Genomic DNA, 26662 nt, shown 5'->3' with positions numbered 1-26662 from the left:
AGTAAGCGATTCGCACTAAATCACAGATTTAGGCTCTCTGCTTAACTGGGGGATAAGCACTGCTACGCGCCTGGATAAGTTCTTCTAAGGTTCAGATTGAGAAAGTCATCCTTATAAGCAAACTCCATCTGAACCTTAGAATCACTTGATGATTCTTAACGTACTTTTGTTTTAATTTGTACTGGACATTTCTCGCCATCTATAAACCACTGGCATTTTTTACATACAAGGCAGGACTTATAATCTGGGTTCTCTATAGACTTTAGCATAAAATTTGAGTCTGCGAGAAATGGTTTTCCATAGGCTACAAAATCGCACAACTTGTTTTCAATTAAGTAATTACCTCTATTTAATGTTTCTATATCATTTACAACGGTAACAGGGATATTTACATTTTTTTTAATTTGACAACCAGTATAGACGATTTCATTAAACTGAAAATCTTTAGGAATTTCAAGATTCCTATCACTAGGAATTCCAGAAGAAATATGCAGCATTTCTATACCTAAATTTTCTAAAGCCTGAGCAGTTTGGATATCGGTGTTTAAACAATCACTCCATCCCAACCGATAAGAGATGATAAAGTTATCGTCGGCAAATTCTTTTATTCCCTCAACGATTTTTTTAACTAAAAATAATCTTCCATTTATATCTCCACCATACTGATCTTTACGCCTGTTTGAAAGGGGAGATGTAAGCATATTGAGGAAAAAACCATGTGCACCATGTAGTTCAATACCATCACAACCAGCTTTTTTACAGATTTTAGCTGCATTAATAAATTCATTTTGTATTTCTAAAATATCTTCTTCTGTTAGGTTATTAATAGTATCGCCATTTTGATAACCAATGCTAGGATAGGCAAGCTGTGCAAAAAATTTTGTGCCATTATCATGACAAACTTTTGCTATTGTGCTTAGATAATCTATATGTGAATCTGAATATGCACCTGCTCTACCATCTAACGTTTTTCTAGCTGCTATTGAAAGGGACTGAGAAATAATAAGTCCAATTCCGGTATCTGCCCTTTTTAAATAATGCTGCAGCATTTCTTCTCCCATAATCCCGTCTTTACTCTGCAACCCAAAAGGAACCATAGGAGCCATAACTACCTTATTTTTAAATTGGATGTTTTTAATTTTAATTGGATTTAAAATTTCCATTATGATTTATCCCCCTATAAATTTATGTGTAATATTTGGTATTTATTTTCTTTATATTTTTTATTATAATAACTTTGAAGCAAAAAGAAAGTATGCACTTTTTTGTAGCATACTTACCGTTAGGAGAGTGTAACTTAGATGAATACATTATGTCGTAGTAAACAAGCCCCTTTTGAATATACCCTTGCTATTATTAGTGGTAAATGGAAAATGAAAATAATCTATGAATTGGCTTGTGAAGCTAAATTACGGTACGGCGAACTAAAACGAAATATACCTTACATTACTCATAAGATGTTAAGTGGCCAACTCAGAGAATTAGAGAATGATGGGATTGTTACACGTAAAGAGTATCCTCAGATCCCTCCCAAAGTAGAGTATTCTTTATCTGAAAAAGGTCTCTCGCTAGTTCCTATAATTAATGAAATGTGCAAATGGGGTAAAAAAAATAAAGATATAATATAATGGAGTATATAATTGTATGGAGATGTAAATAGATGGAGGAATGATATTATGGGAGAGTTGTCTACCTTGCCTAATATTGGGAAAACAGTTGAACAACAATTAAATGAAGTTGGAATAGAAACAATAAAACAATTAATTGAGATTGGAAGTAAGCAAGCTTGGTTGAGAATAAGAAGTATTGATGACTCGGCGTGCATAAATAGGTTATATGCTTTGGAAGGCGCAGTAGAGGGAATCCGATGGCATAATCTTTCAGAAGAAGTGAAAGCCGAGCTAAAAGAGTTTTATAATACTTCTAAATGATTGATAGAAATATTTTAAGATGTAATAGTTAAGTTATAATTTTAGTTCTTGCGAATTAAAGTTCTGGCTTAATTTATTTTGAGGAGAGTATTATAGAGTATTATAATGATAATAAATTGTTGGTGTTATAGGATGAAGCTATAAAAGAAATGATTAAATGTCCATATTGTCAAAGTGATATGCAAAAAAGGATTCATAATGTAATGAAAATTGCAGATGGAGACCGAGCTCACATCTGCCAAAGTCCACTGCTTTAAGCTCTGATTCTTTTACACGTAAATATACGGATTACCGACTACTTTTCGTTACGTTTAAATTGCTCGATTTTCAATTTACATTTCCATACTATCCTTAACAATGCCAAAGATATAAGCCCAATTAATACTGTAAATATTCCTCCAATATAGTGACCAGTATTAATTGTTGCCACCAATTCCATGAGGAAGCAAATTATTTCTATGGCGAAAAACACTTTGAAAAAATTCCTAATCCTGTTGTATTGAGCTATTTTTGATTCCACATCTGTATACATTTCAAAGGGACCGTCTGCTGTCTTTTTCTTCAAATATACCCATCTCCACCATTGGCCTACAACTTCTACACCTACATCCTCCATAAAAGATGAATAATTATCCTTATCACCGTTCCAATTATCAAGCAAATCTATCTGATAATTGTATTCTCCAGGCTCACATGGTTCAAAAGTATAAAATCCAAGGAAGAATTTTTTGAATGCCCATCCATTTAAAGACATTTTTTTTAACCAATCTTCTTCTGCGTCTTTGTCATAATATAATCTGAATTTTAACATATATTCATATCCTCCTAATCATTCATCATTTTCGCATTTTTTACAAGCTCCTTCAACCTTTTTACTTCATTTTGAAATACTTCCTTTCCTATATCTGTAATCAGATATTCTTTTTTCTTTCTTGATTCTTTATCCTCACTATATAAACTGATCCATCCTTTTGTAAGCATTGAATTAATAGCGCCATATAAGGTTCCAGGTCCTAGTGTGACCCTTCCATCTGTCATCTCACTTACATCCTGAATAATCCCATATCCGTGGTTTGGTGTTCGTGCCGCCAATAAAATATAAAATAAAGCTTCTGTTAAAGGTGTACTACTATCCAAGTCTATCGACCTCCAATCTATCGCCTATCGATATATGTAAATATATCACCTCTCGATATATATGTCAATAATGTTTCGTATAATAAATTTTATGATGGATGGGGAACTAATGTAGTAAAATAATATTTAATTAGTATCTTTCTTATAAGGTACATTAATCATAAATTTATGATGTTTAAACAATAGTAGCTTTATGTTATAATTCAAATTGTTGTCTAAATTAAGACAATGCAAAATTAATGTTCTTGGAGGTAACTTCTATGGAATGTGTTGAGATCAGTCAAGAGAAAAAAGAAAAATATCTTGAAATGGTAAAAGAATGTAGAGAAATGATAAAAACAGAAAAGAATAGGCATTGTACATGCCCTAAAATAAAGTGTGAGTGGCATGGAAAGTGTTTTGAATGTGTACTTTTACATAGAGTTAATCAAGACCATGTGCCTAGTTGTTTACAACCGATGCTTCGTAACAAAATCAAAGAGCTTGCAAAAGTAGCAGAAATGATTACTGAACCAAAAGCTTTAACTCCAGGAGAATATTGGGATTATGTAAATGAGGTGTGCCCTAACAAGGATGAGAAATAAATACCAAACAATATTTTGTAATTAAGTTACTTAAGGAGATGTAATTATGAGCATAAAAATGGTGCACCATGTATGTATTCAAACGGAAAAATATGAAGAATCACTCCAATTTTATACTAAAATTTTAGGGTTTGAACTAGTTACAGAAACCGCAAATTTTCATAAAAGAAATTTTAATACATGGTTAAGATTAGGAACATTCATGATTGAATTACAGACTGGTAAAAAGGGAGATAAATTAAAAAGTTGGAGTTCATTAAATGAAGGAATAGTTCATATGTGCTTTTTAGTGGATAATGTTCAAGAAGAATTTGATAGGATAAAAAAATTAGGATATACAAACTTTAAGATTAAAAATGGAGAGGTAGTATATAAAGTTGAAGACGGATATTTATTTAAAATTAAAGCACCAGAAGGCACAGAGATTGAAATAAGAGATTTACCGATATAAAGACTTAAAATTATTATTAATCCTATAAGCAGGCATACAAAATCTTAAGTAGGTATCCCAAATCTTAAGCAGGCATCCAAAATCTATGATTTTGAGATGATCGCTTACACAGCGTGTTGATTTGGTGATAGTCACTTACACAGAGTGCTGATTTTGATATGATCGGTTAAGCAGCGAACTCAAATCTCTGATTTGGAGTGAGTCGCTTACTCAGCGAGTACTCATTCGACGATAGGAGAAGGAGTTTCATATTAATTATGCCATATGTATTTTTAGATATATATTAGGACAAATTATATATGAAAATTTAAATATAGCAATTTGGTGTGAGGTATTATTATGATTGATAAAGAGACAGAGATAGATATGGAACTAGGAAGACATACAAATAGACGTAATAAACAGCAATATGAAATAGATAAGCAGATAGATAGCATGTTAGCTTATGGTTCTGTTAATTTAGGATTAAATAATATAGAGAGAGAAAGTTATTCAGAGGAAAGAATAAAGGAAGATTTAAAAAAATAAATTTGAAAAGTTAAGAAATGGTATAGTAGAAAATTGTGCTCTGGTAACCTTTAAGGCCCAGAGTATTTTATCTTTATGAAAATAGAATAATTAGTATTGTAAGTTGCAATTTATAGATGATTGCTATAACATGAATATAAGGATTAATTTTACAAATACTTTAGCAGGTATTAAGTTCATGCGTGTAAAATACTATAACTTAATTGTCTTTAATTTAAGGAGGAAAACTATGGACAAGGCGATTTTATTTTCAAAATTTCCATTCATTCAAACAAATGAAATTACTCTCAGAAAAATAGAAAAATCTGATTTAGATGACCTTTACTCAATATACAGTAACGAAAACTTATTCAAATATAGACCAGGAGAAGTAAAAAAGAATAAGTCTACAGTTGAAAACATGATTTCTCATTTTGAAAGAGATTTTGGTAAAAAGAAAACCATATTTCTTGCAATTTGTTTAAATGAAGATTTGAAAAAAATTATTGGAGTCGCTGAAATATTTGATTTTGACGCAAAAGTAAATATGGTTACTATAGGATACACTTTAAACGAAGATTATTGGGGGCATGGTTTTGCTACTAAAACAGTAGAAGCATTACGTGATTATTTGCTAAATACTATAGGAATAAATAGAGTACAAGCCTTTGTCATGTCTAATAATATTAAGTCAAAAAATGTGCTAGAAAGAAATAAATTTACAAAAGAAGGAACAATAAGACAAGGGGCAATTTGGACAGGAAAAGGTATCATTGATTTAGATTTGTATTCATTTTTAAAATCAGATTTATAGTTTAAAAATAATACATACACCATTCTCTTTCTAAATATTTTCTTACGCTTTCGTATAACAGGCCCGCATCCGCAGAGCGGGCTGTATTGCATTCCATTACCGTGGGATTTACCATAAGGTGTTTACTCTTTACAACGCCAAGTTCCTTTAGTTAAGATATCAATGCTTCATTGTTTCTTTTGCCAGATCTAGGAAAGCCTTTAATGCCGGTGAAACCCACTTGTCTTTGTGATAAAGCATTTGTGTTACCAAGTCAAAACTAGTTCCCGCCCAATCAAGTTCAACTAACAGATTCCTGTTCAATTCATCTTCAACTGCAATTCGAGGAAGCAGAGTTATCCCTATACCACTTATGGTAAGTTGTTTAATAGCCTGGATACTGCCAGCTTCCATAATATATTTAGGAAAAACCCCAGTCTCTTCTAAATTCTTCTCAAAAGTGCTACGATAGCTGCAACCCCTTTGTGAAAGGATTACAGTGTATGGGGTTATATCTTCAGGAAAAATATGACGTTTGAAAGAAAGCGGGTGCCCTGGAATTGCCAGCAAAGCCGCAGGTTCTGGAAATTCAAGGTCTGAAATGAATTCGGAAGTACATATTTTCGAGCTAATAACAAAAGCCACATCAATTTCATTTTCTCTTAATAATGTTTGTGATTCATTACAACTTGCCATTTTTAAAATCATTTTAACTGCAGGATATCGCTGGTGGAATTCCTTGAAAAGAAGAGGCAACCTTAAGGTACAGAGTGATTCGCTTGCTCCGATAGTTATGGTCCCTTCTAGTTCATTAGATGCAGTTATGGAGTTTTTCGCTTCATCGCAAAGTTTAATTATCTGTTTGGAGTAGGCCAGAAGTTTCTCACCCTCGTGAGTCAAAAATATATTTTTTCCTATTCGGTCAAATAAGTGAACTTCTAATTCTTTTTCTAATAATTGTATTTGAGAGGTTACAGAGGACTGTGAATAGCCTAGGTAGGCTGCAGCTTTTGTAAAATTATTAAATTTAGCTACGGTAACAAATGTGTTTAGTTGACGTAATTCCATTACTTCACCTCATCATCAATCGTATTTATCGATTGTTATCATTAATATCATTAATTTTACTAATTGATATCTCTATGATAGCATAAGATATATAAATTGCAAATATATCGTCGTATTAAGAGGAGGGTTTATATGAATAAGTTAATACATGTTGCCGAACAGTTTGAGAAGAGAGGAATCAGTGCAAGGGTATTTCCAAGTCGTTCAGAAGCACTTATTGCATTGCTAGAGACGATTAAAGATGGACAGACGACGGCTTTTGGCGGATCAATGACTCTTCAAGAATTAGGAGCATATGAAGCCCTAATGAACAATGGAAAAAATGTACTTTGGCACTGGAGGGTTTCTGGTGAGAAAGTACCGAAGCTGTTGAAAGATGCTATGAATGCGGATGTATATGTTTCCAGCAGCAACGCAGTTATTGAAGATGGCAGACTATTAAATATTGATGGAGTAGGAAATCGAACAGCAGCCTTGTTCTTTGGGCCTCCACGAGTTATCATTATTGCTGGGAAAAACAAACTTGCACCAGATTATTCTTCCGCTCTGGAACGAATCAAAACTGTAGCATGTCCTAAAAATGCTGAACGATTGAATCGAAATCTGCCTTGCCGCCTTACTGGCAAATGTCAGGACTGTCGCAGTCCGGAACGTATATGCCAAGTATCAGTACTGATTGAAAATAATTTAAACCAGAGATCTTTGGAGGTTTGGCTGGTGAACGAAGAACTTGGATTTTAATGGTTCATACATGTGATATATAAGTATCCATCAAAAGTAGCCTATATAAGCAATCAAATAGTGATATGAGATAATGTATCAAAGATACTTTCAATGAGTTATAGGTCAATAATCAATAGAAGAAGAGATGTTTCAAAACTAAGTAATTAGTTGAGAAACACCCCTTCTTTTTTGTTATTACAATGCACTCCAGTTATGAGATATGAGAAACATTTAAGCTATAAACGATTTTTTCCACCCCAAGCACACATCATATCTAAAATAGGTATGAGTGATTTTCCACGTTCTGATAAACTATATTCAACTTTTGGTGGAATTTGAGGATATTCTTCCCGTATTATTAATTGATCATCTTCCATTTCTTTAAGTGTTTTACTTAAGGTTTTAAATGAGATTGTGCCAATAGAACGTTGAAGTTCATTAAATCTCATAACTGACTTATATTCAGCAAGCCAATACATGATAATCATTTTATATTTACCATTTATAAGTGATAATGTATATCCAAAATCAGTATCTTTTATATTTACACCAGTTGAATTGCAGTTTTCCTTGGACATTTTTACACTTCCCTTCAAGCTAGTACATAACCTTAATGTGCGTACTTTACTAATATTATATTGTAAATTATACTCTAATTGTTGTCAATTATAATAATTTGAAAGGATGAATGAACTATGAAAAAAAATATTTTGGTATTAAATGGTAGTCCAAGAGTTAGAGGTAATAGTGATTTATTGGCTGATGCCTTTATAAAAGGAACAAACGAAGCAGGACACGAAGTAGTAAAATGTGATGTTTGTAAAAAAAATATTAAGGGGTGTATAGCTTGTAATACTTGCTATAGTAAAGAAACACCTTGCTCATTCAATTGTGACTTTAATAATATTGCTCCTCTTATAGAAAAAGCAGATGTAATCGTTTTTGCAACACCGCTATACTGGTATACGTTTCCGTCTCAACTTAAGGCAATCATTGATAAAATGTATTCATTTATAATTGGAGAAAAGAAACTAAATATAAAAGAGAGTATGCTTCTGGTTTGTGGAGAAGAAAATAATGAATCTGCCTTTGACGGTATTATTAGCACATATAAATTGATTTGCTCTTATCAAAAATGGACAGATAGAGGTCAGTTAGTTGTTCCAGGGGTAATCAATAAAGGAGATATATTATCTACTGACTATCTTATTCGTGCAGAAAAGATGGGCAGTAATATCTAGTAGCTAAAGAAGCAGTTGTAACTGAGAAAAATGGAATTAATACCTCAAAATTTAATAGATTATATGATTGGATAATAAAAACCTATGCTAAAATTCAATTAAAGCATAGGTTTTTTATTTTACTAATTCCTCGTATTATTATCTATATTTAGGATTTATAATGTTATTTTCAGAGCCATTTGTTTTAACTTTACACTTATATGTAAAATAATCGTCACCTGGAGTATGAACATCACATTCATAGTAAGTCCAATCTTCTACAATGGTAGGGAAAAATATACTGCTTGTTCCGGGAGTGAGTTTAAATGCATTAACATCTGCTACCTTAACATTACTGCTACCATCTGATTTTATTTTATATAAATTACCTTCTCCCATCGTATAATAAATACAATCACTTGAAACATTAAAGGTTACACCATTGTTATGATTATTAACAATACAAACAACATCTGAATTATCAGGTTTCATTCTATAAACTCCACCATTTACTGGGTAATATATAAAACTATTGCCGATAATCATTTGTTGAGCAGCCTCATCACGTACTTTTGTTTTATTTGAACCGTCAAGTTTCATTTTATATATCTCATTATTATCTGAAACATTTATATAGTAAACTGTATTACCAATAACAGCTAAAAGGAATCCCTCGTCTATTTTTGTTTTACTTGTTCCATCAATTTTTATCTTATTTATGTCATAGCCTTCAGTATAATAAATCCATTCGCCCAAAACATTTATATCTGATATTCTAGAGGGAGATGCAGCATCTTCTTGAATATCAATTAATTTTATAGTAGAACTTTCATCATCCTTAGATTTATACAATCGGCTATATCCGTCCGTATAGTAAATCCACTGGCCTTCTTTTGCTGCTATAGCTGAACCTGCTAAGGCATCAGGAAAGTTTTCACCATTAGCTAGTACAGCATATTCTGAACCATCAGTCCAACCACCTTTAGAAACTTCAATAGCAGTAGCATATCTATCATTACCCCAGATACGCTGAGTATTGTTTGAAGCTAATACTTTAGTTGATAGATAAAAAGTTATGCCTATAGAACACAGCATAAGTATTAATTTGCTTTTAATCATTTTAGTTCCTCTGATGTTAGTAAGTTTTTTGAAATATTGTATATTCTAGTATTATTATAATACAAAAAAGGTTATTTCAGAATAATTTAATGGTAAAATTTTCACTTTTGCCATCTAATGGGGAAATAATAAAGTAATTTTTTGTTGACTTATTATAAATTATGGAATAAGATTTATATGTGTAATAAATTAAATAATATTCTATAGGTTCTTTAAATAGATTAATAGGGAAGTTGGTGAAAATCCAGCACAGCCCCCGCTACTGTAAACACTACTTATGAATTTATGTTACCACTGACGTTTTGTTGGGAAGGTTATTCATAGGGATTGATGTGTAAGTCAGGAGACCTGCCTAATATCTTGAATTGCAAGCTTTCGGAGGGAAAGAAAATGCATAGTGATTGTTATGTCATTATATTGGATATAACAATGTGTGTGTTTATAATTTGATTAATGGGGGCTTCGAGAGAAGTCCCTTTTATTTTACGAATGGTGTTAATTTAAATATATATAATCCTTATATTTACACTTGCTTACTAGTAAGTGTATTTTTTTATTTCAAGTTATAAACATTTTTTGATATTATTACAAATGTTATTGACTATATACATATTTGCAAATATAATGTAAATATGAACGTAAACTAAATGAATTTAAAAAATTGAATATTTATAGTATTAGGTGCTGCCATTATTTTAAAAATGGCAGTTAAAAGGGAAAGTGGAAGAACCACTGCAGCCCGCCGCTACTGTGAAGATGATGAAACCTCAATTATGTCACTAGGATACTTGTGTGTATCTTGGGAAGACGAGGAAGTAAGATGAATCTAAGCCAGGAAACCTGCCTAATATTGTTGATTCTTTCGGAGGGGAAGATGTGTACAGCTTATAGTAATATTTACTTATTATAAATATTATTTTAAACGATATAAAGAACCCTTAGTGGTTCTTTTTTTATGCAGTTCTTATTAAGGTGTGTATATTCTCCTTTGAAACAGAAAGGGAGGTATATTGTTATGCAAAAATATAAAAATTCATTTCCTTAATATCTTTTTCAATAATCAATTTGCAAAAAGTCATAAACTTATAAAATATTTATTTTCCCAAAAGATAAAATTTAAATCTAGGCCTCTTTTAATAAAATTATATGGAGGGATAACATGAAAAGAATCATTAGTAAAATAATGCTGATTTTATTTATGTTCAGTACTATTTTATTCAGTAGTAATAATAGTGTACATGCAGATGAAACTATAAAGAAAAGTAGAATTTTTGGAAATGACAGAATTGAGACATCTATAAAAATAAGTGAAGATGGATGGAAAAATGGTACAGATACGGCTGTTATAGCTCAAGGATATGGATATGCAGATGCACTTTGTGCAGCACCGCTTGCTAGAAAATATAATGCTCCAATATTGCTTACAGATAAAAGCGGATTAAGTGATGGAACCATAAATGAATTAAAAAGACTTAAAGTCAAAAAGGTTTTTATAATTGGAGGACCAGGGGTTTTATCAGAAAATGTAGAAAATCAGTTGAGTAATGCAGGTATAACTAATAATGAAAGACTATGGGGTAAGGATAGATATGAAACATCTTTAAAGGTAGCTGAAAGTTTAGGAGAAGTAGATAGTGTTGTAATCACTTCAGGAAATGGTTATGCAGATAGTTTGTCTATAGCACCTATTGCTGCCAAGAAAGGTATTCCTATTTTACTAACAGAAAAGGACAATCTAACAGACTCAGCAAAAGCTTACATAAAAAATAAAAGTATAAAGAAGAGCTACATAATTGGTGGAACTGGAGTTATAAGCGATAAAATTCAAAATGAACTTCCTAATGCTACAAGATTAAGTGGACAAGATAGATTTGAGACTAATCTTACTATAATACAAAATTTCCAAAGTGAATTAAATTTCGAAAACGTTTTTATAGCTCAAGGTGATGGACCAACAGGAAGTGAATTTGCAGATGCACTCTCAGGCTCTGCTTTAGCGGCTCAAAAATCATCGCCAGTAATTCTTATATATAAGACAATACATTCTAAAACAGCAGAGTTTATAAAATCTAAAATATCTCAAAAAACAAATCTTATAGCACTAGGAGGAACCACTGTAGTACCAAATGAAATACAAGATGCATTGATAGACTTGTTTAATGGTAAAACTCCTACTGCTGGTATAGGAGTTCCTGGAGCACCAGCTGCTGGTGGCGGAGGAGTAGTTTTAGATCCACCAAAAGGTGATGCTTTCAATTTAGTAATTACAAAAGATAATGGATCAAAAACTATAAAAACAAAAACTGTAAATATAGAGAAGAATAAAAATGCAATGGATTACTTAAAAAGTGTAGCAAGTGTTGCTGAGCTTCAAGGTGGAGGCTTTATAAATGGAATAGATGGATTAATAAATGTAAAGATTGAAAACCTTTCAACAGATGAGAGAAAGAGAGGAATTTTAGGTAAGGATTGGTTTATATATTTAAATGGAAAACTTACTCCAACAGGTGCTTCAGGTGTATACCCTGAAAAAGGAGATACTTTGAATTTTGACTATCATGAATGGGACTGGCATTCATTAATGGAGCCAGGGTATAGTGGGAAAATCCCTCTTAAATTAGAGAAGGTACCAAGTTCTGCAAATATGGGAGAAACTATAAATCTAAAAGTAACTTGTGTTTATAGACCAGTTTACGGAGTAACAGTAAAAGTAGATGGAAAAGAAGTAGCAACTACTGACATAGATGGATGTGCAACAATAACAATAAATAATTCAGGAGCACATAAAATTAGAGTAGAAAAAGATGGTGGTTATGCAGAAAAAGAAGTGAATATTGTAGGCAATGGAGGACCTGGCCCAATACCAGTAGATGTTAAACTTGTAAACATAACAGACAAAATAAACTTTACTATAACTAAAATGAGTATTGGGACTATAAGAATAGAAGGAAATAGTAAAAGTGATAAGGATCATATTACAATAGTTTTATATGATGAAAAGGGAAATTTAAGTTATATAAATCAAAATTCAAATGGAGCTTTAAAAGAAGATACTATTCTTAAAGCAGGAAAGTATCATGGATTTGTCAAAGCTTCAAGTACAGACAGAATAGGAATAAATGAATTTGAAGTTAAATAATAGAGGTGTAATATGAGAAATTTTAAACAAAAAGTTATATCTATATTCATGACCTTAGTTATGATGATAGGTATTGTAGGTATGAATATAACTAGTGTTTTTGCAGAGGAAGGCAATAAAAGTATAAATGTTAATATTGCAGTAGTAGGAATGTATAATGAAATTCTTTTGAAACCACAGCAAATTACTTTAAATTGTGATGGAAAAGAGCCTACTGCGGAAGATGCATTAAGGGCTACTACAACTTCAGGCTTGAAATTAGAAATTGGTAGTAGTGGATGGGTAAGTGGTATACAAGATCAAAAAAATGGAACAGATGATGGAAACTATAGTTCTCAAAGTGGGTGGATGTATAAAGTTGGCTTTATGATGCCAAATGATGTGCCAAGAACTAAGACTATAAAAGATGGGGAATATATATTTTTCTATTATGCAAAATCACCTTATGATTTGTTGCCATCTTATGATTCAATCCAAAATGATTTTGTAAATGTAACAGTTAAAAGTACTGAGAAAGATAACAGTTTTACCGAAAAAGTTACTGTACTAAAAGGTAACTCTATAAATGCAGCTATCATGGAAGCATTAAAAAGTCATGGAGGAGATTTTGATAAAGCATCTTTACCAACAGGAATTTTAATGTCAAAGGGTGGTCAATACTGGAGCTATATCTTAAATGGTGACAAAAGTACCTATAACTCAAAGGATGCTCAACTGGAAGATGGAAACACAATAACAATATTTAAAGATAGTGGTGAAGGTCCAAAAGATACTGAAGAAACTAATGTACAATCCAAAGTAAATTTAAATATTACAGGTTATAAAGGAACATTTTTAGATGAAAAAGACTTAGAAGTAAAAGACGGAGAAACAGTTTTAAACTTTTTAACAAGAACTTTGGACAGCAAGGGAATAACATATGCAAATAGAAGTGGATATATAGCTATGATAGCTGACCAAAGAGAAAGAGACAGAGGCACATATAGTGGTTGGAAATACAGTGTTAATGGTGTGTTCCCAAATGTGGGAATGGGTTCTTATACTGCAAAACAAGGAGACAAAATAAATCTTATATTTGTAGAAGGATTTATGGATGAAACTTCATTTAGAGATATAGACAAAATTGATTTAAATAAAACAGAATTAAGTTTAAAGGTTAATGGAGAAGAAACTCTTACTACTAGTGTTACTCCAAAAGAAGCAACAGAAAAAATAAATTGGACAAGTGATGATGAAAATATAGCAAAGGTAGATAAGAACGGAAAAGTAACAGGATTAAAAGAAGGAACAGCAAATATAACAGCAACAACACAATATACAAAGCAGACTGCTGTGTGTAAAATCACTGTAGCTGGCAGTAAAACAGAGGAACCAACAAAGCCAGAAATTAAAGTAGAATCTATAGCTTTAGATAAGTCAGCAGCTAAAATAAGCGAAGGAGAGACTTTACAATTAAATGCAACTGTAACTCCAGATAATGCTGCAAATAAGAAGATGACATGGATAAGTAATAATCAAGAAGTAGCAAAAATAGATGATAATGGTAAAGTGATAGCGTTAAAAGAAGGAACAGCAAATATAACAGTAACAAGTGAAGATGGCGGAAAAACAGCTTCTTGTAATATAACAGTAGAGAAAAATAAACCAGAAGTACCAAAAGGTTATGCAAATTTAATAAATGCTCTTATTGATGGCATAAGTCCAAAAATTTCAATAAGTGACTGGGCGGCTCTAGAGCTAAATAAAGCAGGAAAAGAAGTACCAAAGGACTATTTAACAAAACTTGAGGAAACTGTAAAAACAAATAAAGGAGTTTTTTCACAAGCTACTGATTATGAAAGAACAGTTCTAGGAATATTAGGAGCAGGAGGAAATCCTACAAATTTTGGAGGATATAATCTCGTAGAAAAAATATACAACAATGCAAAGATGGAAAGTCAAGGCGTAAATGCTTATATATTTGGATTAATTGCATTAGATTCAGCAAACTTTAAAATTCCAGAAAATGCGAAATGGACAAGAGAAAAGCTTATACAAGCTATTTTAGATTCAAAGACAAATGATGGAGGCTGGTCTTTTGGTGGAACAAAGGCTGATCCAGATATGACAGCTATGGCACTTTCAGCATTAGCACCTTACTATAATACAAATACAGATGTAAAGGCAGCTATTGATGCAGCTATAGAGAAACTTTCACAGCTTCAGACAGAGAAGGGCGGCTTTACATCTTGGGGTAGTGCAAACTCTAATAGTGTAGCAATGGTAATAATAGGACTTTGTGATAATGGAATAGATCCAGCTACAGATAAACGTTTTATAAAGAATGGAAACAACTTAATGGATGCACTTTTAAGTTTTGCAGTAAGCGATAATAGTGGATTTGGATTCACAGATAATACAAGAACTAATGAAATGGCTACAGAGCAAGGTTTAAGAGCAATAGCAGCATATAAGTCATTTAAAGAGGGAAAAGGTTCTGTATATAAAGGCTTTAAAGTAGATGATAATGAAAATAAACCAGAAAACAAAACTATAGAAATAGAAAATTTAACAAAAGATACAGTATTTAATTTAGGAAGTGATGCAAAAGTAAGTATAAATGTAACAAATAAAGGAGAAAAAGATCAAGATGCTTCATTAATAATAGGTTTATTTGATAAAGATGGTCAATTTGTTAACTATGTAAGCGGAAAACAAACTATAAAAAAAGGAGATTCTTCTGTGTTAACAAATATGATGAAGCTTCCAAAAGAAGGTCAGTATAAGTTAAGGGCTTTTGTTTGGGATGATTTAGAGTCTATGAATCCATTCACTGATATTATAGAGATACCTGTAAAATAATACATTAAAGAATGACTGTTTATTTAAACAGTCATTCTTTAAGCACTTTAAGGAAGTGATCATATGGAAGTATACACTAATTCAAAGGAAGAAGTTTGTTTAGTAGAAAAAAAAGAAAAATACTATAGAGATTTTAAAGAGTATCATGTGTTAACAGTGGCATTTATCTTTATGGCTATGCTGAGTATAGTATTTTCTAACGATAATCCCATGATATTGGCTTCTATTTACACATTTATAATAGGAATGATAGTTTCAAGTAAAGAAACAAAAAAGTTTAAATTAGGTTTTATATATTTTATTCCTGTTGCGATTTTAATAGTTGTAATAAATATGTTTTTTGTAAGTGCAGGAAGCAAAACACTTTTTTATTTATTTCATAAAAGATTTACACTGGAATCTATAATATATGCTGTAGTTATGGCTTTTAAGCTATTGGCCGCTATTTACCTTTTTATGATACTTGAAATTATGATTGATTCTGACAGGGCAGTTTCGTACTTTTCTTCTGTAATGCCAAAATCAACTTTAATGCTTATGATAAGTTTTAAACTTGTTCCAACTATGAAGGAGAGGTTTAAAAATTTAAAAGAAATATATGAAATAAGGGGAGTAGTATTCAACAAGAAAAAATCTAAAGAAAAAACTGCAAGCTACGTTCCTGTACTTTCTATATTGTTAGAAGACTCTATGGAAGGGTCTTTTGATATAGGAGAAGCAGCCTATGTACGAGGATTCTTAAGCGGAAAAAGAAGTGTATATGAAAGACAAAAATTTTATATTAGGGATTTTAAGATAATAGGATTAAGTTTAGCACTTATTATATTTTATTGTTTTGCTCAGTTTAAACATTGGGTGCAGTTTAATATATACGACGGTGTAACTATTATAAATTTTATTAACATTGGTATAGCTATAATTTTTACTTTTATAGTAGTTATGACTTTTGTATTAATATTTAACAGCAAGGAGAAAAAAGATGTCATATATAGAAATTAAAAACTTGAATTTTAGTTATCCTTTAGAAAAAAAGAAGTCTTTAGAAGATATAAATTTGTGTATAAAAAAAGGAGAATTGTTTTTAATAGCTGGAAAGTCTGGTTCGGGGAAATCAACTTTAGGAAGAGCTATAATAGGAACAGTTCCGCATTTTTATGGAGGTACTATAGGTGGAGAAATCAAGATTGATGCTAAACCTATTGATAAGATGAGTCATAAAGAGAGAGCAAAAAAAATAACTATGGTTTTTCAAGATCCAGAAAAACAACTTATGATGAACAAAGTGCATAGAGAAGTAGCTTTTGGGCTAGAAAATGTATGTGCAGAGGAAAAAGTAATAAAAAGAAGAGTTTACGAAGCTCTACAGTTCTCAGGAATACTTCACCTTTCAGAAAGAGATATAACATCTTTGTCTGGAGGAGAGAAACAAAAGGTAGTGGTAGCCTCTGCCCTTGCATACATGCCGGAATGCATAATTTTAGATGAACCTACCTCTCAACTAGACCCTTCAGCTGCAGATGAAATAGTAAATTTAATAAAAAAAATAAATGAAGAATTAGGAATAACAGTTATTGTCATAGAGCATAGAGTAAACAGATGGTTTGATGCTGCAGATTCAATAGCTATTATGGACAGTGGAAAAATTACTTCATTTAAAGATAAAAAAGACTTTTATAATAACTGCAGCAAAGATGAATTTATGTTTATGCCAGACTATCTTAAGTTTTTTAAGAAGATAAACTTTAAAGTTATGCCTGAAAACTTTAAAAAAGCGAGAATAGAATTTTTAAATAGCAATGTAACTCTAAAAAAAGAAGAGAGCAGTACCTATAAGGAAGAGTGTAGTTCAATACTTGATATAAAGAAGCTTAATTGTACAATTGATTCCAAAGAAATTTTAAAGGATATAAACCTTACAGTTAACAAGGGTGACTTTATAAGTATTATGGGAGCTAATGGTGCGGGAAAAAGTACACTACTAAAATCAATTATGGGTATTAGAGAATATGAAGGTGCAATAAAACTTTATAACCAAGCTACGAAGGACATGGACATAAGAAGTATAGCTAAGCATATAGGGTATGTTTCACAAAATCCTAATGATTATTTATCAAAGGATAGTGTATATGATGAACTTAAATTTACTATGGATAACTACAATATATATGATAAAAAAATCATAAAAGAAGTGTTAAAAGAATTAGAAATATATGATTTAAAAGATAAAAATCCAAGAGATTTAAGTGGTGGACAAAGGCAAAGAGTTGCAATAGCTTCTATCTTGGTTTTAAAACCAGAAATAATTCTTTTAGATGAACCTACAAGAGGACTTGAAAGTGAATTGAAATTTAAACTTGGAAATATACTCAGAAAACTCAATGAAGAAGGAGCAACAATTATACTTGTAACTCATGATGCAGATTTTGCAAGTAGTTTTTGCACACGATATATCCTTATGTTTAATGGAAGCATTGCTGCAGACGGTGGAAAAAAGGAAGTTTTAGCAGATGGTATATTCTATACTACTTCAATAAATAAGCTTTTAAGAGGTAAAAATAGAGAAATATTTACTCTAGAAGAAGCGCTAAGGATGTGTATAATATGAAAAAATTAATAATTGTTCTTACCGCTGCTGTAATTATACTTCTTATGGCTTTAACATTACATGGAGATGCTCAAACAGGAGTCTCACTGCTTACCACCTTTGGAGTGTTTCTTATACTTTTTTTAAGTTATTTCTATTTTGAAAAAAGTACTATGGGGACAAAAGAAATAGCGATTATAGCTACTTTAAGTGCCTTTACTGCTGTTTCTAGAATAGTTTTTGCACCAATTCCTAATGCAAAACCTGTTACATTCTTAACTGCACTTGCAGGGTTTGTATTTGGACCCTATGAAGGTTTTTTAGTAGGAAGTACTTCTGCTTTTCTGTCTAATATATTTTTTGGACAAGGGCCTTGGACTCCATGGCAAATGTTCTCCTGGGGACTCGTAGGAATCATATGCGGCTTTTGGGGAAAAAGAGATAAAAAGGTTTCTGCCATGAAATTTTCAATAGTATGTTTTTTCTTTGGATTTATGTTTGACTGGATTATGAACATATGGTTTATCATTGGGTTTGTAAAGCCTATTAATACTCAAAGCATTATAGGTGCATACCTTGCTGGATTAACCTTTGATATTTTACATGGTGGAGGTTCTTTTATATTTTCTATAATTTTTTATGATAGTTTTTTACCAGTACTTCAGCGTTATAAGAGAAGACTTATTGTAAGTTATATAAAATAAAAAGAAATTAGAAAATGGGGGAAAGTCATGAATAATAAAAAGAAATATTTAATAGCATTGATAGCTTTTGTTGTATGTTCGGCTATGTTTTTTTTAGCTATTAAGGCTCAGAGAATGTATGCAAATAATGTTACAAATAAACAAGCATCTCAAAGTAAAGATGAGGATACTAAGAAAGCACCAAAAGCAGCAGAAGAAAATAAGAAAGAAGGAGAAAATTCTGCTAAACCAAGTGATACTCCTCAAAGCACAGATAGCAGCAAAGCAGCTGATAAAGCAAAGGATTCAACTAAGAGTGGAGAAAAGACCGCTAATAACCAAACATCTACAGTTCCGCAAGAAAATAAAGCTGTTTCAAATGACTCAAAGGGCAGTGTAACAGCAGAAGCTACAGTGCCTAAACAAAGTACAGCAACCCCAAAACCAGATGAAGAGGCTACCTTTGTATTCATAGATACAGTAAACGGAAATAGGGTAATTCTGCAAAAGCATGTTGATATAGAAGGAGAAACAGTAGGGTATATTACCTGCAAACTTTTAGATGAAGCTAAAATAAACTATAGAACTACAGGATCAGCATCAACTTTGTATTTTGCAGCTATAGATGGTCTTGAAGAAAAAAAGGCAGGTAGACTATCAGGTTGGTGCTATTATGTAAAGAAAAAAGGTGATACTAGATTTCATAAACCTAATGTAGGAAGTGGACAATGGACATACAAAAAAGGGGACATAGTAGTTTGGAAATACCTTGCAGATGGGATACATGATGGATATTCTGATGATTGGGATAAATAGATTATAAAGAATGGAGTGAATTTAAATGTTAAAAAGAAAAAATAAGTATATTATATTAGTGTTAACAATGACTGCGATATTTTACCAGTTGCCCGTTAAGGCATCAGAAATAAACAAGGAAACAAAAGATGTTAATAAAGCATGGAATATAAAATTTAGTCAGGAAATAGAGTTAAATGATGCTGTTAAGAACAACATAACGGTGAAAGATAGTAATGGAAACTCTATAGTAACTAATATAAGAATAGGTGACAGTAAAACAATAGTAGTAGATGCTCCAAAGGAAGAGTATAAAGAAGGGGAAACATATACATTAAATATAGGAGATAAAGTTCATTCAAAGAATAATAAATACTTAAAAGAAAATGTAAAATGTATTTTTAAAGTAACAAAAGAGGACAGCAAAACTTCAAGTAGTGATAAATATAAAGAAAGTGTAGATAGTACAATAAAATTAAGTACAAGTAAAATATTACAACCTGAAAGGTTAGAAAAAGAAGGATTGAGTGATTGGCAAGTAATAGGAATAGCTAGATATGGAGATGAAATTCCTTCAATCTATTTAAATTCTTTAGAAAATAAGCTAGATACCACAAAAGGAGTCATGGGACAGGCTACAGATTATGAGAGAACAGTTCTAGGGTTATTGGCTGTAGGAAAAGATCCTACAAACTTTAAAGGTTATAATCTTGTAGAAAAAATATATAATAACAAGGATATGGATGAGCAAGGTATTAATGCCTATATATTTGGTCTTATAGCACTAGATGCTGGAAAATTTGATGTGCCTAGTAATGCTTTATGGACAAGAGATAAGTTAATACAGGCTATATTGGACAATAGAACTGTTGACAAGGGATGGGATTATGCTGGAGATAAGGCTGACCCAGATATGACTGGTATGGCTCTTACAGCTTTAGCTCCATACAAAGATAAAGCTGAAGTAAAGGCTGCTGTAGACGAGGCAATAAACAAGCTTTCTTCTCTGCAAAAAGAAAATGGAGGCTTCGCTTCCTGGGGAACAGAAAATAGCGAGAGTATATGCCAGGTTATAATAGCTTTATGTGGTAATGGAATAGACCCTACAAGTGATAATAGATTTATAAAAAATGGGAAAAACCCTTTGGATGCACTACTTGAATATAGAGCAGAAGATGGAGGGTTTAGTCATATAAAAGGAACTAGATATAATGCAATGGCAACGGAACAAGCTATGGAAGCCTTAGAAGCGTATAAAATGTTTAAAGAGGGAAATGGAAGTATATATAGTTTTAAATAATATCTATCAATATATAACATAAAATGATAAAATATGAATAATTTCCATAATTATCTTGACGAATGCTTAAATTAGGCGTATCATAGTAATTGAAAAATTCATAATATTTGGAGCAGGCTTCCCTCACGGGAATTAATAGGGAAAGTGGTTAAAAGCCACTGCAGCCCCCGCTGCTGTAAGGAAGACGAAACTCATGAAATAGCCACTGAAGGTACAAGCCTTTGGGAAGGTATGGGGAGTAGGATGATGCCGAGCCAGTAGACCTACCTGTTACCAATGGATATAGTTCTTTCGGTGGGAAAGATAAGTATCGAGCGATAACATAATTTTAGTTTTTGAACTAAAGCTGTATTCGTATCGTATAATTAAAGACCTTCGAAGGAGGGTCTTTTTATTATTTACTTATTATTGTCACTGACTAAGAAAGCTAGGAGGTGATCAATAAGAATTAATAAGGCTAGAATTTAAAAGTTACTTCATCCCTAAACTACTAATGATGAGAAATAAGCAAAGTGGCAGGAAAACAAATAAAATTCAAAGGAGTGTGTAAAAATGATCAAAAGAATGAAAAATAAATTATTTGCTACTTTATGTGTGGCAGCATTAACTTTAGGAGCTGTAGTACCATCTACTTTCAATAGTGTACATGCAGCTGGAACTCCAAAAACTGTTTATGTGGATGTTGAGAAAAATGTTTTAGGACAAGCTCCTATTTTACAGCCAGTAGCAGTTACGCTTGATGATAGCTCTACAATTCTAGATGCTACAAAACAGGCAGCAGGTGCTGCTAATGTTAGTTCAGTTTCAAGTGGATATGGTAACTATGTAAATGGTTTTGCAGATACTTCAGATACTCAAGCTGTTTTTAATAAAAATTATAAATATTATAAAAATGTAAAAGATGCAACTAAAGGTATCGTCTTTACTTCAACAGCAGCTCAACCTATTATAACTGATGCAAACTGGTTAAGAGAAAAAGAATGTAGTGGAATTTCTGGATGGATGTTTACAGTTCAAAATACAGATAATAATGCTGGTAATTACTACAGTGCTGATACAAAATTAGCTGATTTACCAAGCGATGCTGTAATTCGTTGGGAATTCAGTGCAGCTATGGGAGCAGATATTGGATTAAATGCTTATTTACCAACTCAAACTAAGGCTGATGGATACTATGATTGGAACACTGCTGCGTATACTTCACCTTTCTTCACAAGAGCAAACAAAACAACTTTAATAAAAGCTATGGCTAAACACAGCAACAAAACCGATGCAGCTTATACTAATGCACTAAATGATTTGAAAAATTTAACAATTTCTCAAGCTGATGTTGATGATGATATGGATGTAAGTGGTAATTTAAAATAATTTAGAGTTTAAGGCTTTAAGTAATCTATTATTGAACTAAGTAAAATAGCATTTAAAAGTATATGCAAACATATACTAAAAACAAATTTTTGTTTAAAAAATAGTTTTACTAGAGTATGATAATGGGCTAATAATAATTAGCCCATTATTTCAGTATACAAGGGGGAATATAGATGAAAAAATTTTCTAAAACACTAAGTTTAGGAATGATACTTGTATTTATACTAACTATATTTACACCATATTGTGCTAAAGCTGATGGGGCATTGACACCATCATTGAGCATGGATACCTCAGGAAATTACATAGTTGCATCTGTAGCAGATTTGAATAAATTACGAAGTGATATTGATAAGGGAATAGATTATTCAGGTAAAAATGTTGTTTTAACTCAGGACATTGATATAAGTAAATCCACAGAACCTTTACAAGCTTTTACAAATACAAATACTTTTAATGGTACCTTTAATGGTAAATTTCATACTATAAGCAGTTATACTGATAAGGCATCCGGTTTATTTGCATTTATTAATAAAGATGCTGTGGTAGAAAATGTTAGAATCGATGCTAATGTAGTTATTTCAGATTATGATGCTGTAATTCAATACGAGCCATGTAGTAAATATTATGGTTTAATTGCTAATCGATCAGAAGGTAAAATTACTCGCTGTTCTACTACAGGTACAATTGAAACTACTACTGGAATACTTGGTGTAGCAGGGATAGTTGGCGATTCCAGTTTGAATATATACGGTGATATATCGGATTGTTACAGCAATATTACTTTTAAAAGTAGTGTACCGGATGAGGATGGAGATGGATATCCGGATAATCAAAAAAGTTACGGCATTTCTGCAAATTTATATCAAATAGAACACTGCTATTTTGGTGGAAAATTTCTAGGCCAAAGTGATAAAAATTCTATTAACCCTATTGGTGATATGGTTTACAATAGTCCTTATAAAAGTATAAAAAACTGTGCTTATGATAAAGATACATCAGGATATACTTCATCAATAGATATTGCCAAGGGTTGTACAACTGCAGAAATGAAGAATAAAGATACCTATATAGCTTTAGGTTTCGACTTTGATAAAACTTGGAAAATGGATCCTTCTGTAAATGATGGTTACCCTTATTTAAATCCAGAAAATGAAAATAAAGTAGCAACTACAATTCCTGTAAATGTCCAGATAACCGCTGAAGATAAAACCTATGATACCAATCTTTCTGTAGCAGATAATCTTAAAACAAAAGTAAAAGATATAAAGATAGTTGCAGAATCCTCTGAAAATGAAGCTTTAATAGCTAAATATAATGTTACTGCTACTTATGATGGAGATGTAACCTTTTCAGCACCAACTATTGGAGACGTACCTGTAAATTTTGATTTAAGTAAGGTAAAGTTAACTAATGCTAAAAATGACGATTATAAATTTGTTTTGAGTAAAGCTTTACCTTCCACTGCTAAACTTAAAGATAACGGAGCTCCAGGACCTAGAAAAGAGCAGCAAAAAGAGCAGATAGAAAATGCTAAAAAGGCACAGGATATTCTCTACAAAAAATTAGAGATTGGACAAGGAGCTGTTCCGGAATTTACTTGGAGTGGAGATAAAGCTCCAGCTCCAGAACAAGAAGGTACTATTATATTTATGGCAGATGTGTGGGGTGTGTTTTCAGCTGCTCGTTCTGGTTATAAAGGAGTAAGGCAAGGATATTATGATGACTGGTTTAAAAGTGTGCGAGATGGATTAAAGAAAATGAAAGCAGCAGGCATAACTGTGCAGGATGTAAAGATGACAGAGTGGGAAAAATTAGTTTTGGCAATTACTGCTGTTGGATATGATCCTCGTGATATTGAAGCCTATGATTTAATAGATATTATTTCAAATAATGATTATTTAAAAGTGTCAATACAAATTTTTAAAAATCAGTATGCAGTTTTTGCATTGAATTCTTATAATTATGCTATTCCAAAGGATGGTAATCATATTAACTTAGAGGATTTAATACATGAGTGGGCTAAACCTGGAAATGGAACAAAAGGTGCTGATGGTTCCATAGTATTAGAGAATATGGCTCCGGATATGTGGACTATGGGATTTCAACCTATTGCAGCTTACTATAATCCAAATGCAAAAGAAGGAGACAAGTACTATGATGTAAAACAAAATATGAATCATAGACTTGATCAAATCTCAAACTCTCAAACCTATAAAGGTTTCTTTTATGGAGGCTATAGTTATGAGTATAGTAATCCATGGACTAATGCTCAGGTGTATATAACTCTAGGAATGGCTCATGTGGACATCTTTGATAAAAAATTTATTAAAAATGGCAAAAGTATTTTAGATGATCCATTAGAATCCTATGATATTGAAAAAGGTACTACCAAAATAGAGAAGAATAGTTATGAACCTGCACAAATGGGTAGAGGTTTAGAGTCTCTTATAAGAGCATATGAAGGAAGAAATTCTATTTTTGATTGTACAGATGTTAAAGATTCTACTGTGCCTGTGAACAATGCTATAAAAGCTTTGCCAGAAAATATTACTTCTGATAACAAAGCAGAAGTTGCCGCAGCAAGAGCTTTATATGATGGACTCAGCGATGCTAAAAAAGCTTCTATTAAAGATGAAGTAAAGGCTAAGTTAACTGCAGCAGAAGAAAAAGTAAATCAAAATCCTAAACCAACATCAATAGAGATAAGTAACTTAAATGCAAGTTCAACCTTTAAGTTAGGTAATGATGTCAAAGTATCTGTAAAAGCTGTAAACAATTCTGATAAAGATCAAGATGGTTTATTAGTGGTAGCATTGTATGATGAAAATAATAAATTTGCAGGTTATGCATGTGGAAAGAACAATATTAAAAAAGGAGACTCAGCTGTTTTAACTAGTATGATGAAACTGCCAAAAGAAGGAACATACAAAATGAAAGCCTTTGTATGTGATAGTTTAGAAAATATGAACCCTATTTCAAATGTTGTAGATATCCCCCTTGATTCAAATAAATAGAATTTAAGGTATATAAAAACCCATATATTTTTCTATTAGAAATTGTATGGGTTTTTGTATACATAAAAATTCAAAATTTAAATTTTAATTATCTTTGTAAAAAAGCGATATAATGTAAATAAGTAAGGAGATGAAAGTATGAGTGAAAATTATAAATTTTTTCAACACAAGGAATGTGAATTTTTTCCCTGTCACAATGTAGAGAATAAGGAGAGATTTAATTGTCTATTTTGCTATTGTGCACTTTATTTTCTTGAAGATTGTCAAGGTAATTATACATATACAAATGGCATTAAAGATTGTAGCAAGTGTATGATACCACATTCTGAGAAGGGATATGATCATATTATTGGTAGAATAATAAAAAATAATAGAGATAAAAAATAGAGAAAAGGATGTAGAGTGCGTTGTTAAAGCTTATAAATTTATCTACGTATGAATATGATATTGCAAGGTTCAATTATGACATTAATCAACTAACAAGTTTTTTAGAGAAGTATGATATAGATGGTGTTGAACTTTTAAACCCTATAAACTGGAATGAAAATTTTCTGCCTAAAAAAGTGGTTAAAGGAATACATTTAAGGTACTATCCAGTATGGCTTGATTTTTGGAAGGATAATAGAAGTGAACTGCTAAGGCAGTTTAAAAATAAAGATACTATAGAAGAGATTTATGGGGGAATCAATAAAGAAACTATAATAGAACATTATAAAAAGGAAATAGATGTTGCTAATAAGATGGGGGCTGAATATGTAGTCTTTCATGTATCCCATGTGCAGTTAGAACATGTATTTAACTATAACTTTACATACTCCGACTGTGAAGTTATAGATGCTGCGGCTGAACTAATAAATGAAGTTTTTAAGGACTTAAATACTAATGTGAAATTGTTATTTGAAAACTTATGGTGGCCTGGTCTTACTATGCTTGATAAAAATATGGCAGCAAGATTATTAGATAAGGTTCAATATTCAAATAAAGGATTTATGCTTGATACAGCACATTTAATGAATACAAATTTACAGCTTAAAGATGAAAGGCAAGCTGTTACATATTTATTAAACACCATTAATAATCTAGGTGAATTGAAACCTTTCATAAAGGGTCTTCACCTTAATTGTTCTTTATCTGGAAAATATGTTATAGAACAAATGAATAATAAAATAGATATGTGTAAAGATACGAGTTTTAATGAAATGCTTGAAAAGGTATTCAGCCATGTATCAAATATAGACAGGCATGAACCTTTTACTGATGAATGTGTAAAAGATCTTATTGAATATATTAAGCCAGAATATTTTGTATATGAATTTATAACAAGTTCTCTTGAACAACTCGAAGAATATATAAAAACTCAAAATGGAGTTTTTATGTAAAGTATTTAGGCATATGAAAAAAA

At 31.6% G+C, this 26662-nt stretch carries 25 protein-coding genes and 3 riboswitches; of the genes, 19 read left to right on the top strand and 6 right to left on the bottom strand.

From position 1 onward, the window contains the following. Positions 1-155 precede the first annotated feature (155 nt). Entirely contained in the window at positions 156-1163 is a 1008-nt protein-coding gene (locus I6U51_RS04145) for an NADH:flavin oxidoreductase (RefSeq protein WP_211141334.1), read from the bottom strand. A 138-nt stretch (positions 1164-1301) separates the two neighbouring features. On the opposite strand from I6U51_RS04145, the gene I6U51_RS04140 reads away from it, so the two are divergent. After that, on the top strand, positions 1302-1628 hold the full coding sequence (locus tag I6U51_RS04140) for a winged helix-turn-helix transcriptional regulator (protein WP_211141333.1): 327 nt from the start codon (positions 1302-1304) through the stop codon (positions 1626-1628). Between the two features lie 48 nt (positions 1629-1676). Then, positions 1677-1931 carry a TfoX/Sxy family protein gene (locus tag I6U51_RS04135; protein ID WP_211141332.1) on the top strand — a complete coding sequence of 85 codons (255 nt, stop codon included), beginning with the start codon at positions 1677-1679 and terminating at the stop codon, positions 1929-1931. Between the two features lie 295 nt (positions 1932-2226). Here I6U51_RS04135 and I6U51_RS04130 read toward each other — a convergent pair whose 3' ends face one another. Both I6U51_RS04130 and I6U51_RS04125 read right to left on the bottom strand, forming a co-directional pair. Then, positions 2227-2742, bottom strand: coding sequence for a DUF2812 domain-containing protein (locus tag I6U51_RS04130; protein WP_211141331.1), 516 nt, complete (start codon positions 2740-2742; stop codon positions 2227-2229). A 14-nt stretch (positions 2743-2756) separates the two neighbouring features. After that, the gene (locus I6U51_RS04125; protein ID WP_211141330.1) at positions 2757-3068 is read right to left on the bottom strand and encodes a PadR family transcriptional regulator; all 312 of its coding nucleotides are present in this window, start codon (positions 3066-3068) and stop codon (positions 2757-2759) included. 260 nt (positions 3069-3328) lie between these two features. Between I6U51_RS04125 and I6U51_RS04120 the strand changes: the two genes are divergently transcribed. The 4 genes from I6U51_RS04120 to I6U51_RS04105 all read left to right on the top strand — a co-directional run bounded on the left by I6U51_RS04120 (position 3329) and on the right by I6U51_RS04105 (position 5424). Then, positions 3329-3652 (top strand): hypothetical protein, encoded by a 324-nt coding sequence (locus I6U51_RS04120; RefSeq protein ID WP_211141329.1) that lies wholly within the window; start codon positions 3329-3331, stop codon positions 3650-3652. A gap of 46 nt (positions 3653-3698) precedes the next feature. Then, positions 3699-4103: a VOC family protein gene (locus I6U51_RS04115; RefSeq protein WP_211141328.1), complete on the top strand. Its 405-nt coding sequence runs from the start codon at positions 3699-3701 to the stop codon at positions 4101-4103. A 339-nt stretch (positions 4104-4442) separates the two neighbouring features. Then, positions 4443-4631 carry a hypothetical protein gene (locus I6U51_RS04110; protein WP_211141327.1) on the top strand — a complete coding sequence of 63 codons (189 nt, stop codon included), beginning with the start codon at positions 4443-4445 and terminating at the stop codon, positions 4629-4631. A 229-nt stretch (positions 4632-4860) separates the two neighbouring features. Further along, positions 4861-5424: a GNAT family N-acetyltransferase gene (locus I6U51_RS04105; RefSeq protein ID WP_211141326.1), complete on the top strand. Its 564-nt coding sequence runs from the start codon at positions 4861-4863 to the stop codon at positions 5422-5424. Positions 5425-5583: 159 nt separating this feature from the next. On the opposite strand, the gene I6U51_RS04100 is transcribed toward I6U51_RS04105, so the two are convergent. Further along, positions 5584-6471 (bottom strand): LysR family transcriptional regulator, encoded by an 888-nt coding sequence (locus I6U51_RS04100; RefSeq protein ID WP_211141325.1) that lies wholly within the window; start codon positions 6469-6471, stop codon positions 5584-5586. Positions 6472-6603: 132 nt separating this feature from the next. Between I6U51_RS04100 and I6U51_RS04095 the strand changes: the two genes are divergently transcribed. After that, positions 6604-7212, top strand: coding sequence for a lactate utilization protein (locus I6U51_RS04095; protein ID WP_211141324.1), 609 nt, complete (start codon positions 6604-6606; stop codon positions 7210-7212). Between the two features lie 218 nt (positions 7213-7430). On the opposite strand, the gene I6U51_RS04090 is transcribed toward I6U51_RS04095, so the two are convergent. Beyond that, complete coding sequence (locus I6U51_RS04090; protein WP_211141323.1) at positions 7431-7772, bottom strand: winged helix-turn-helix transcriptional regulator; 342 nt, start codon at positions 7770-7772, stop codon at positions 7431-7433. 117 nt (positions 7773-7889) lie between these two features. Between I6U51_RS04090 and I6U51_RS04085 the strand changes: the two genes are divergently transcribed. Continuing rightward, positions 7890-8435, top strand: coding sequence for a flavodoxin family protein (locus I6U51_RS04085; RefSeq protein WP_211141322.1), 546 nt, complete (start codon positions 7890-7892; stop codon positions 8433-8435). Positions 8436-8573: 138 nt separating this feature from the next. Here the strand turns inward: I6U51_RS04085 and I6U51_RS04080 are convergent, their stop codons facing one another. After that, positions 8574-9533 carry a cell wall-binding repeat-containing protein gene (locus I6U51_RS04080; RefSeq protein ID WP_211141321.1) on the bottom strand — a complete coding sequence of 320 codons (960 nt, stop codon included), beginning with the start codon at positions 9531-9533 and terminating at the stop codon, positions 8574-8576. 188 nt (positions 9534-9721) lie between these two features. Next, positions 9722-9903: riboswitch (cobalamin riboswitch) on the top strand. Between the two features lie 292 nt (positions 9904-10195). Continuing rightward, positions 10196-10395, top strand: a riboswitch (cobalamin riboswitch). 297 nt (positions 10396-10692) lie between these two features. On the opposite strand from I6U51_RS04080, the gene I6U51_RS04075 reads away from it, so the two are divergent. From I6U51_RS04075 to I6U51_RS04025, 11 genes are all read left to right on the top strand, one after another. Further along, complete coding sequence (locus tag I6U51_RS04075) at positions 10693-12672, top strand: cell wall-binding repeat-containing protein (protein WP_211141320.1); 1980 nt, start codon at positions 10693-10695, stop codon at positions 12670-12672. Between the two features lie 12 nt (positions 12673-12684). Continuing rightward, complete coding sequence (locus I6U51_RS04070) at positions 12685-15513, top strand: Ig-like domain-containing protein (protein WP_211141319.1); 2829 nt, start codon at positions 12685-12687, stop codon at positions 15511-15513. A 63-nt stretch (positions 15514-15576) separates the two neighbouring features. After that, positions 15577-16512 carry an energy-coupling factor transporter transmembrane component T gene (locus I6U51_RS04065; RefSeq protein WP_211141318.1) on the top strand — a complete coding sequence of 312 codons (936 nt, stop codon included), beginning with the start codon at positions 15577-15579 and terminating at the stop codon, positions 16510-16512. Beyond that, positions 16493-18118, top strand: a complete 1626-nt coding sequence (locus I6U51_RS04060) for an ABC transporter ATP-binding protein (protein WP_211141317.1) — start codon at positions 16493-16495, stop codon at positions 18116-18118. The genes I6U51_RS04065 and I6U51_RS04060 overlap by 20 nt, the downstream gene beginning before the upstream one ends. Continuing rightward, complete coding sequence (locus tag I6U51_RS04055; protein ID WP_211141316.1) at positions 18115-18801, top strand: ECF transporter S component; 687 nt, start codon at positions 18115-18117, stop codon at positions 18799-18801. The genes I6U51_RS04060 and I6U51_RS04055 overlap by 4 nt, the downstream gene beginning before the upstream one ends. A gap of 27 nt (positions 18802-18828) precedes the next feature. Then, positions 18829-19596, top strand: a complete 768-nt coding sequence (locus I6U51_RS04050) for a DUF4430 domain-containing protein (protein ID WP_211141315.1) — start codon at positions 18829-18831, stop codon at positions 19594-19596. A gap of 25 nt (positions 19597-19621) precedes the next feature. Beyond that, positions 19622-20875, top strand: a complete 1254-nt coding sequence (locus tag I6U51_RS04045; protein WP_211141314.1) for a prenyltransferase/squalene oxidase repeat-containing protein — start codon at positions 19622-19624, stop codon at positions 20873-20875. Positions 20876-20972: 97 nt separating this feature from the next. After that, positions 20973-21160, top strand: a riboswitch (cobalamin riboswitch). Positions 21161-21427: 267 nt separating this feature from the next. Further along, entirely contained in the window at positions 21428-22243 is an 816-nt protein-coding gene (locus I6U51_RS04040; RefSeq protein WP_211141313.1) for a hypothetical protein, read from the top strand. A 173-nt stretch (positions 22244-22416) separates the two neighbouring features. Next, positions 22417-25260 carry a cell surface protein gene (locus I6U51_RS04035; protein WP_211141312.1) on the top strand — a complete coding sequence of 948 codons (2844 nt, stop codon included), beginning with the start codon at positions 22417-22419 and terminating at the stop codon, positions 25258-25260. Between the two features lie 138 nt (positions 25261-25398). Next, a complete protein-coding gene (locus tag I6U51_RS04030; protein ID WP_211141311.1) occupies positions 25399-25647 on the top strand; it encodes a cysteine-rich small domain-containing protein in 249 nt (82 codons plus the stop codon). A 20-nt stretch (positions 25648-25667) separates the two neighbouring features. Further along, a complete protein-coding gene (locus I6U51_RS04025; protein ID WP_211141310.1) occupies positions 25668-26639 on the top strand; it encodes a TIM barrel protein in 972 nt (323 codons plus the stop codon). Positions 26640-26662 lie beyond the last annotated feature (23 nt).

It is taken from the genome of Clostridium aciditolerans (assembly GCF_016316925.1).
GTDB lineage: Bacteria > Bacillota > Clostridia > Clostridiales > Clostridiaceae > Clostridium_AM > Clostridium_AM aciditolerans.
This window is presented reverse-complemented; position numbering and strand designations above follow the sequence as displayed.

Coding starts and splice junctions, on each gene's coding strand:
- I6U51_RS04135 (WP_211141332.1), top strand. CDS start 1,677: ATGGGAGAGTTGTCTACCTTGCCTAATATTGGGAAAACAGTTGAACAA.
- I6U51_RS04115 (WP_211141328.1), top strand. CDS start 3,699: ATGAGCATAAAAATGGTGCACCATGTATGTATTCAAACGGAAAAATAT.
- I6U51_RS04070 (WP_211141319.1), top strand. CDS start 12,685: ATGAGAAATTTTAAACAAAAAGTTATATCTATATTCATGACCTTAGTT.
- I6U51_RS04105 (WP_211141326.1), top strand. CDS start 4,861: ATGGACAAGGCGATTTTATTTTCAAAATTTCCATTCATTCAAACAAAT.
- I6U51_RS04060 (WP_211141317.1), top strand. CDS start 16,493: ATGTCATATATAGAAATTAAAAACTTGAATTTTAGTTATCCTTTAGAA.
- I6U51_RS04095 (WP_211141324.1), top strand. CDS start 6,604: ATGAATAAGTTAATACATGTTGCCGAACAGTTTGAGAAGAGAGGAATC.
- I6U51_RS04110 (WP_211141327.1), top strand. CDS start 4,443: ATGATTGATAAAGAGACAGAGATAGATATGGAACTAGGAAGACATACA.
- I6U51_RS04045 (WP_211141314.1), top strand. CDS start 19,622: ATGTTAAAAAGAAAAAATAAGTATATTATATTAGTGTTAACAATGACT.
- I6U51_RS04100 (WP_211141325.1), bottom strand. CDS start 6,471: ATGGAATTACGTCAACTAAACACATTTGTTACCGTAGCTAAATTTAAT.
- I6U51_RS04065 (WP_211141318.1), top strand. CDS start 15,577: ATGGAAGTATACACTAATTCAAAGGAAGAAGTTTGTTTAGTAGAAAAA.
- I6U51_RS04130 (WP_211141331.1), bottom strand. CDS start 2,742: ATGTTAAAATTCAGATTATATTATGACAAAGACGCAGAAGAAGATTGG.
- I6U51_RS04040 (WP_211141313.1), top strand. CDS start 21,428: ATGATCAAAAGAATGAAAAATAAATTATTTGCTACTTTATGTGTGGCA.
- I6U51_RS04050 (WP_211141315.1), top strand. CDS start 18,829: ATGAATAATAAAAAGAAATATTTAATAGCATTGATAGCTTTTGTTGTA.
- I6U51_RS04055 (WP_211141316.1), top strand. CDS start 18,115: ATGAAAAAATTAATAATTGTTCTTACCGCTGCTGTAATTATACTTCTT.
- I6U51_RS04085 (WP_211141322.1), top strand. CDS start 7,890: ATGAAAAAAAATATTTTGGTATTAAATGGTAGTCCAAGAGTTAGAGGT.
- I6U51_RS04120 (WP_211141329.1), top strand. CDS start 3,329: ATGGAATGTGTTGAGATCAGTCAAGAGAAAAAAGAAAAATATCTTGAA.
- I6U51_RS04145 (WP_211141334.1), bottom strand. CDS start 1,163: ATGGAAATTTTAAATCCAATTAAAATTAAAAACATCCAATTTAAAAAT.
- I6U51_RS04090 (WP_211141323.1), bottom strand. CDS start 7,772: ATGTCCAAGGAAAACTGCAATTCAACTGGTGTAAATATAAAAGATACT.
- I6U51_RS04140 (WP_211141333.1), top strand. CDS start 1,302: ATGAATACATTATGTCGTAGTAAACAAGCCCCTTTTGAATATACCCTT.
- I6U51_RS04075 (WP_211141320.1), top strand. CDS start 10,693: ATGAAAAGAATCATTAGTAAAATAATGCTGATTTTATTTATGTTCAGT.
- I6U51_RS04035 (WP_211141312.1), top strand. CDS start 22,417: ATGAAAAAATTTTCTAAAACACTAAGTTTAGGAATGATACTTGTATTT.
- I6U51_RS04030 (WP_211141311.1), top strand. CDS start 25,399: ATGAGTGAAAATTATAAATTTTTTCAACACAAGGAATGTGAATTTTTT.
- I6U51_RS04080 (WP_211141321.1), bottom strand. CDS start 9,533: ATGATTAAAAGCAAATTAATACTTATGCTGTGTTCTATAGGCATAACT.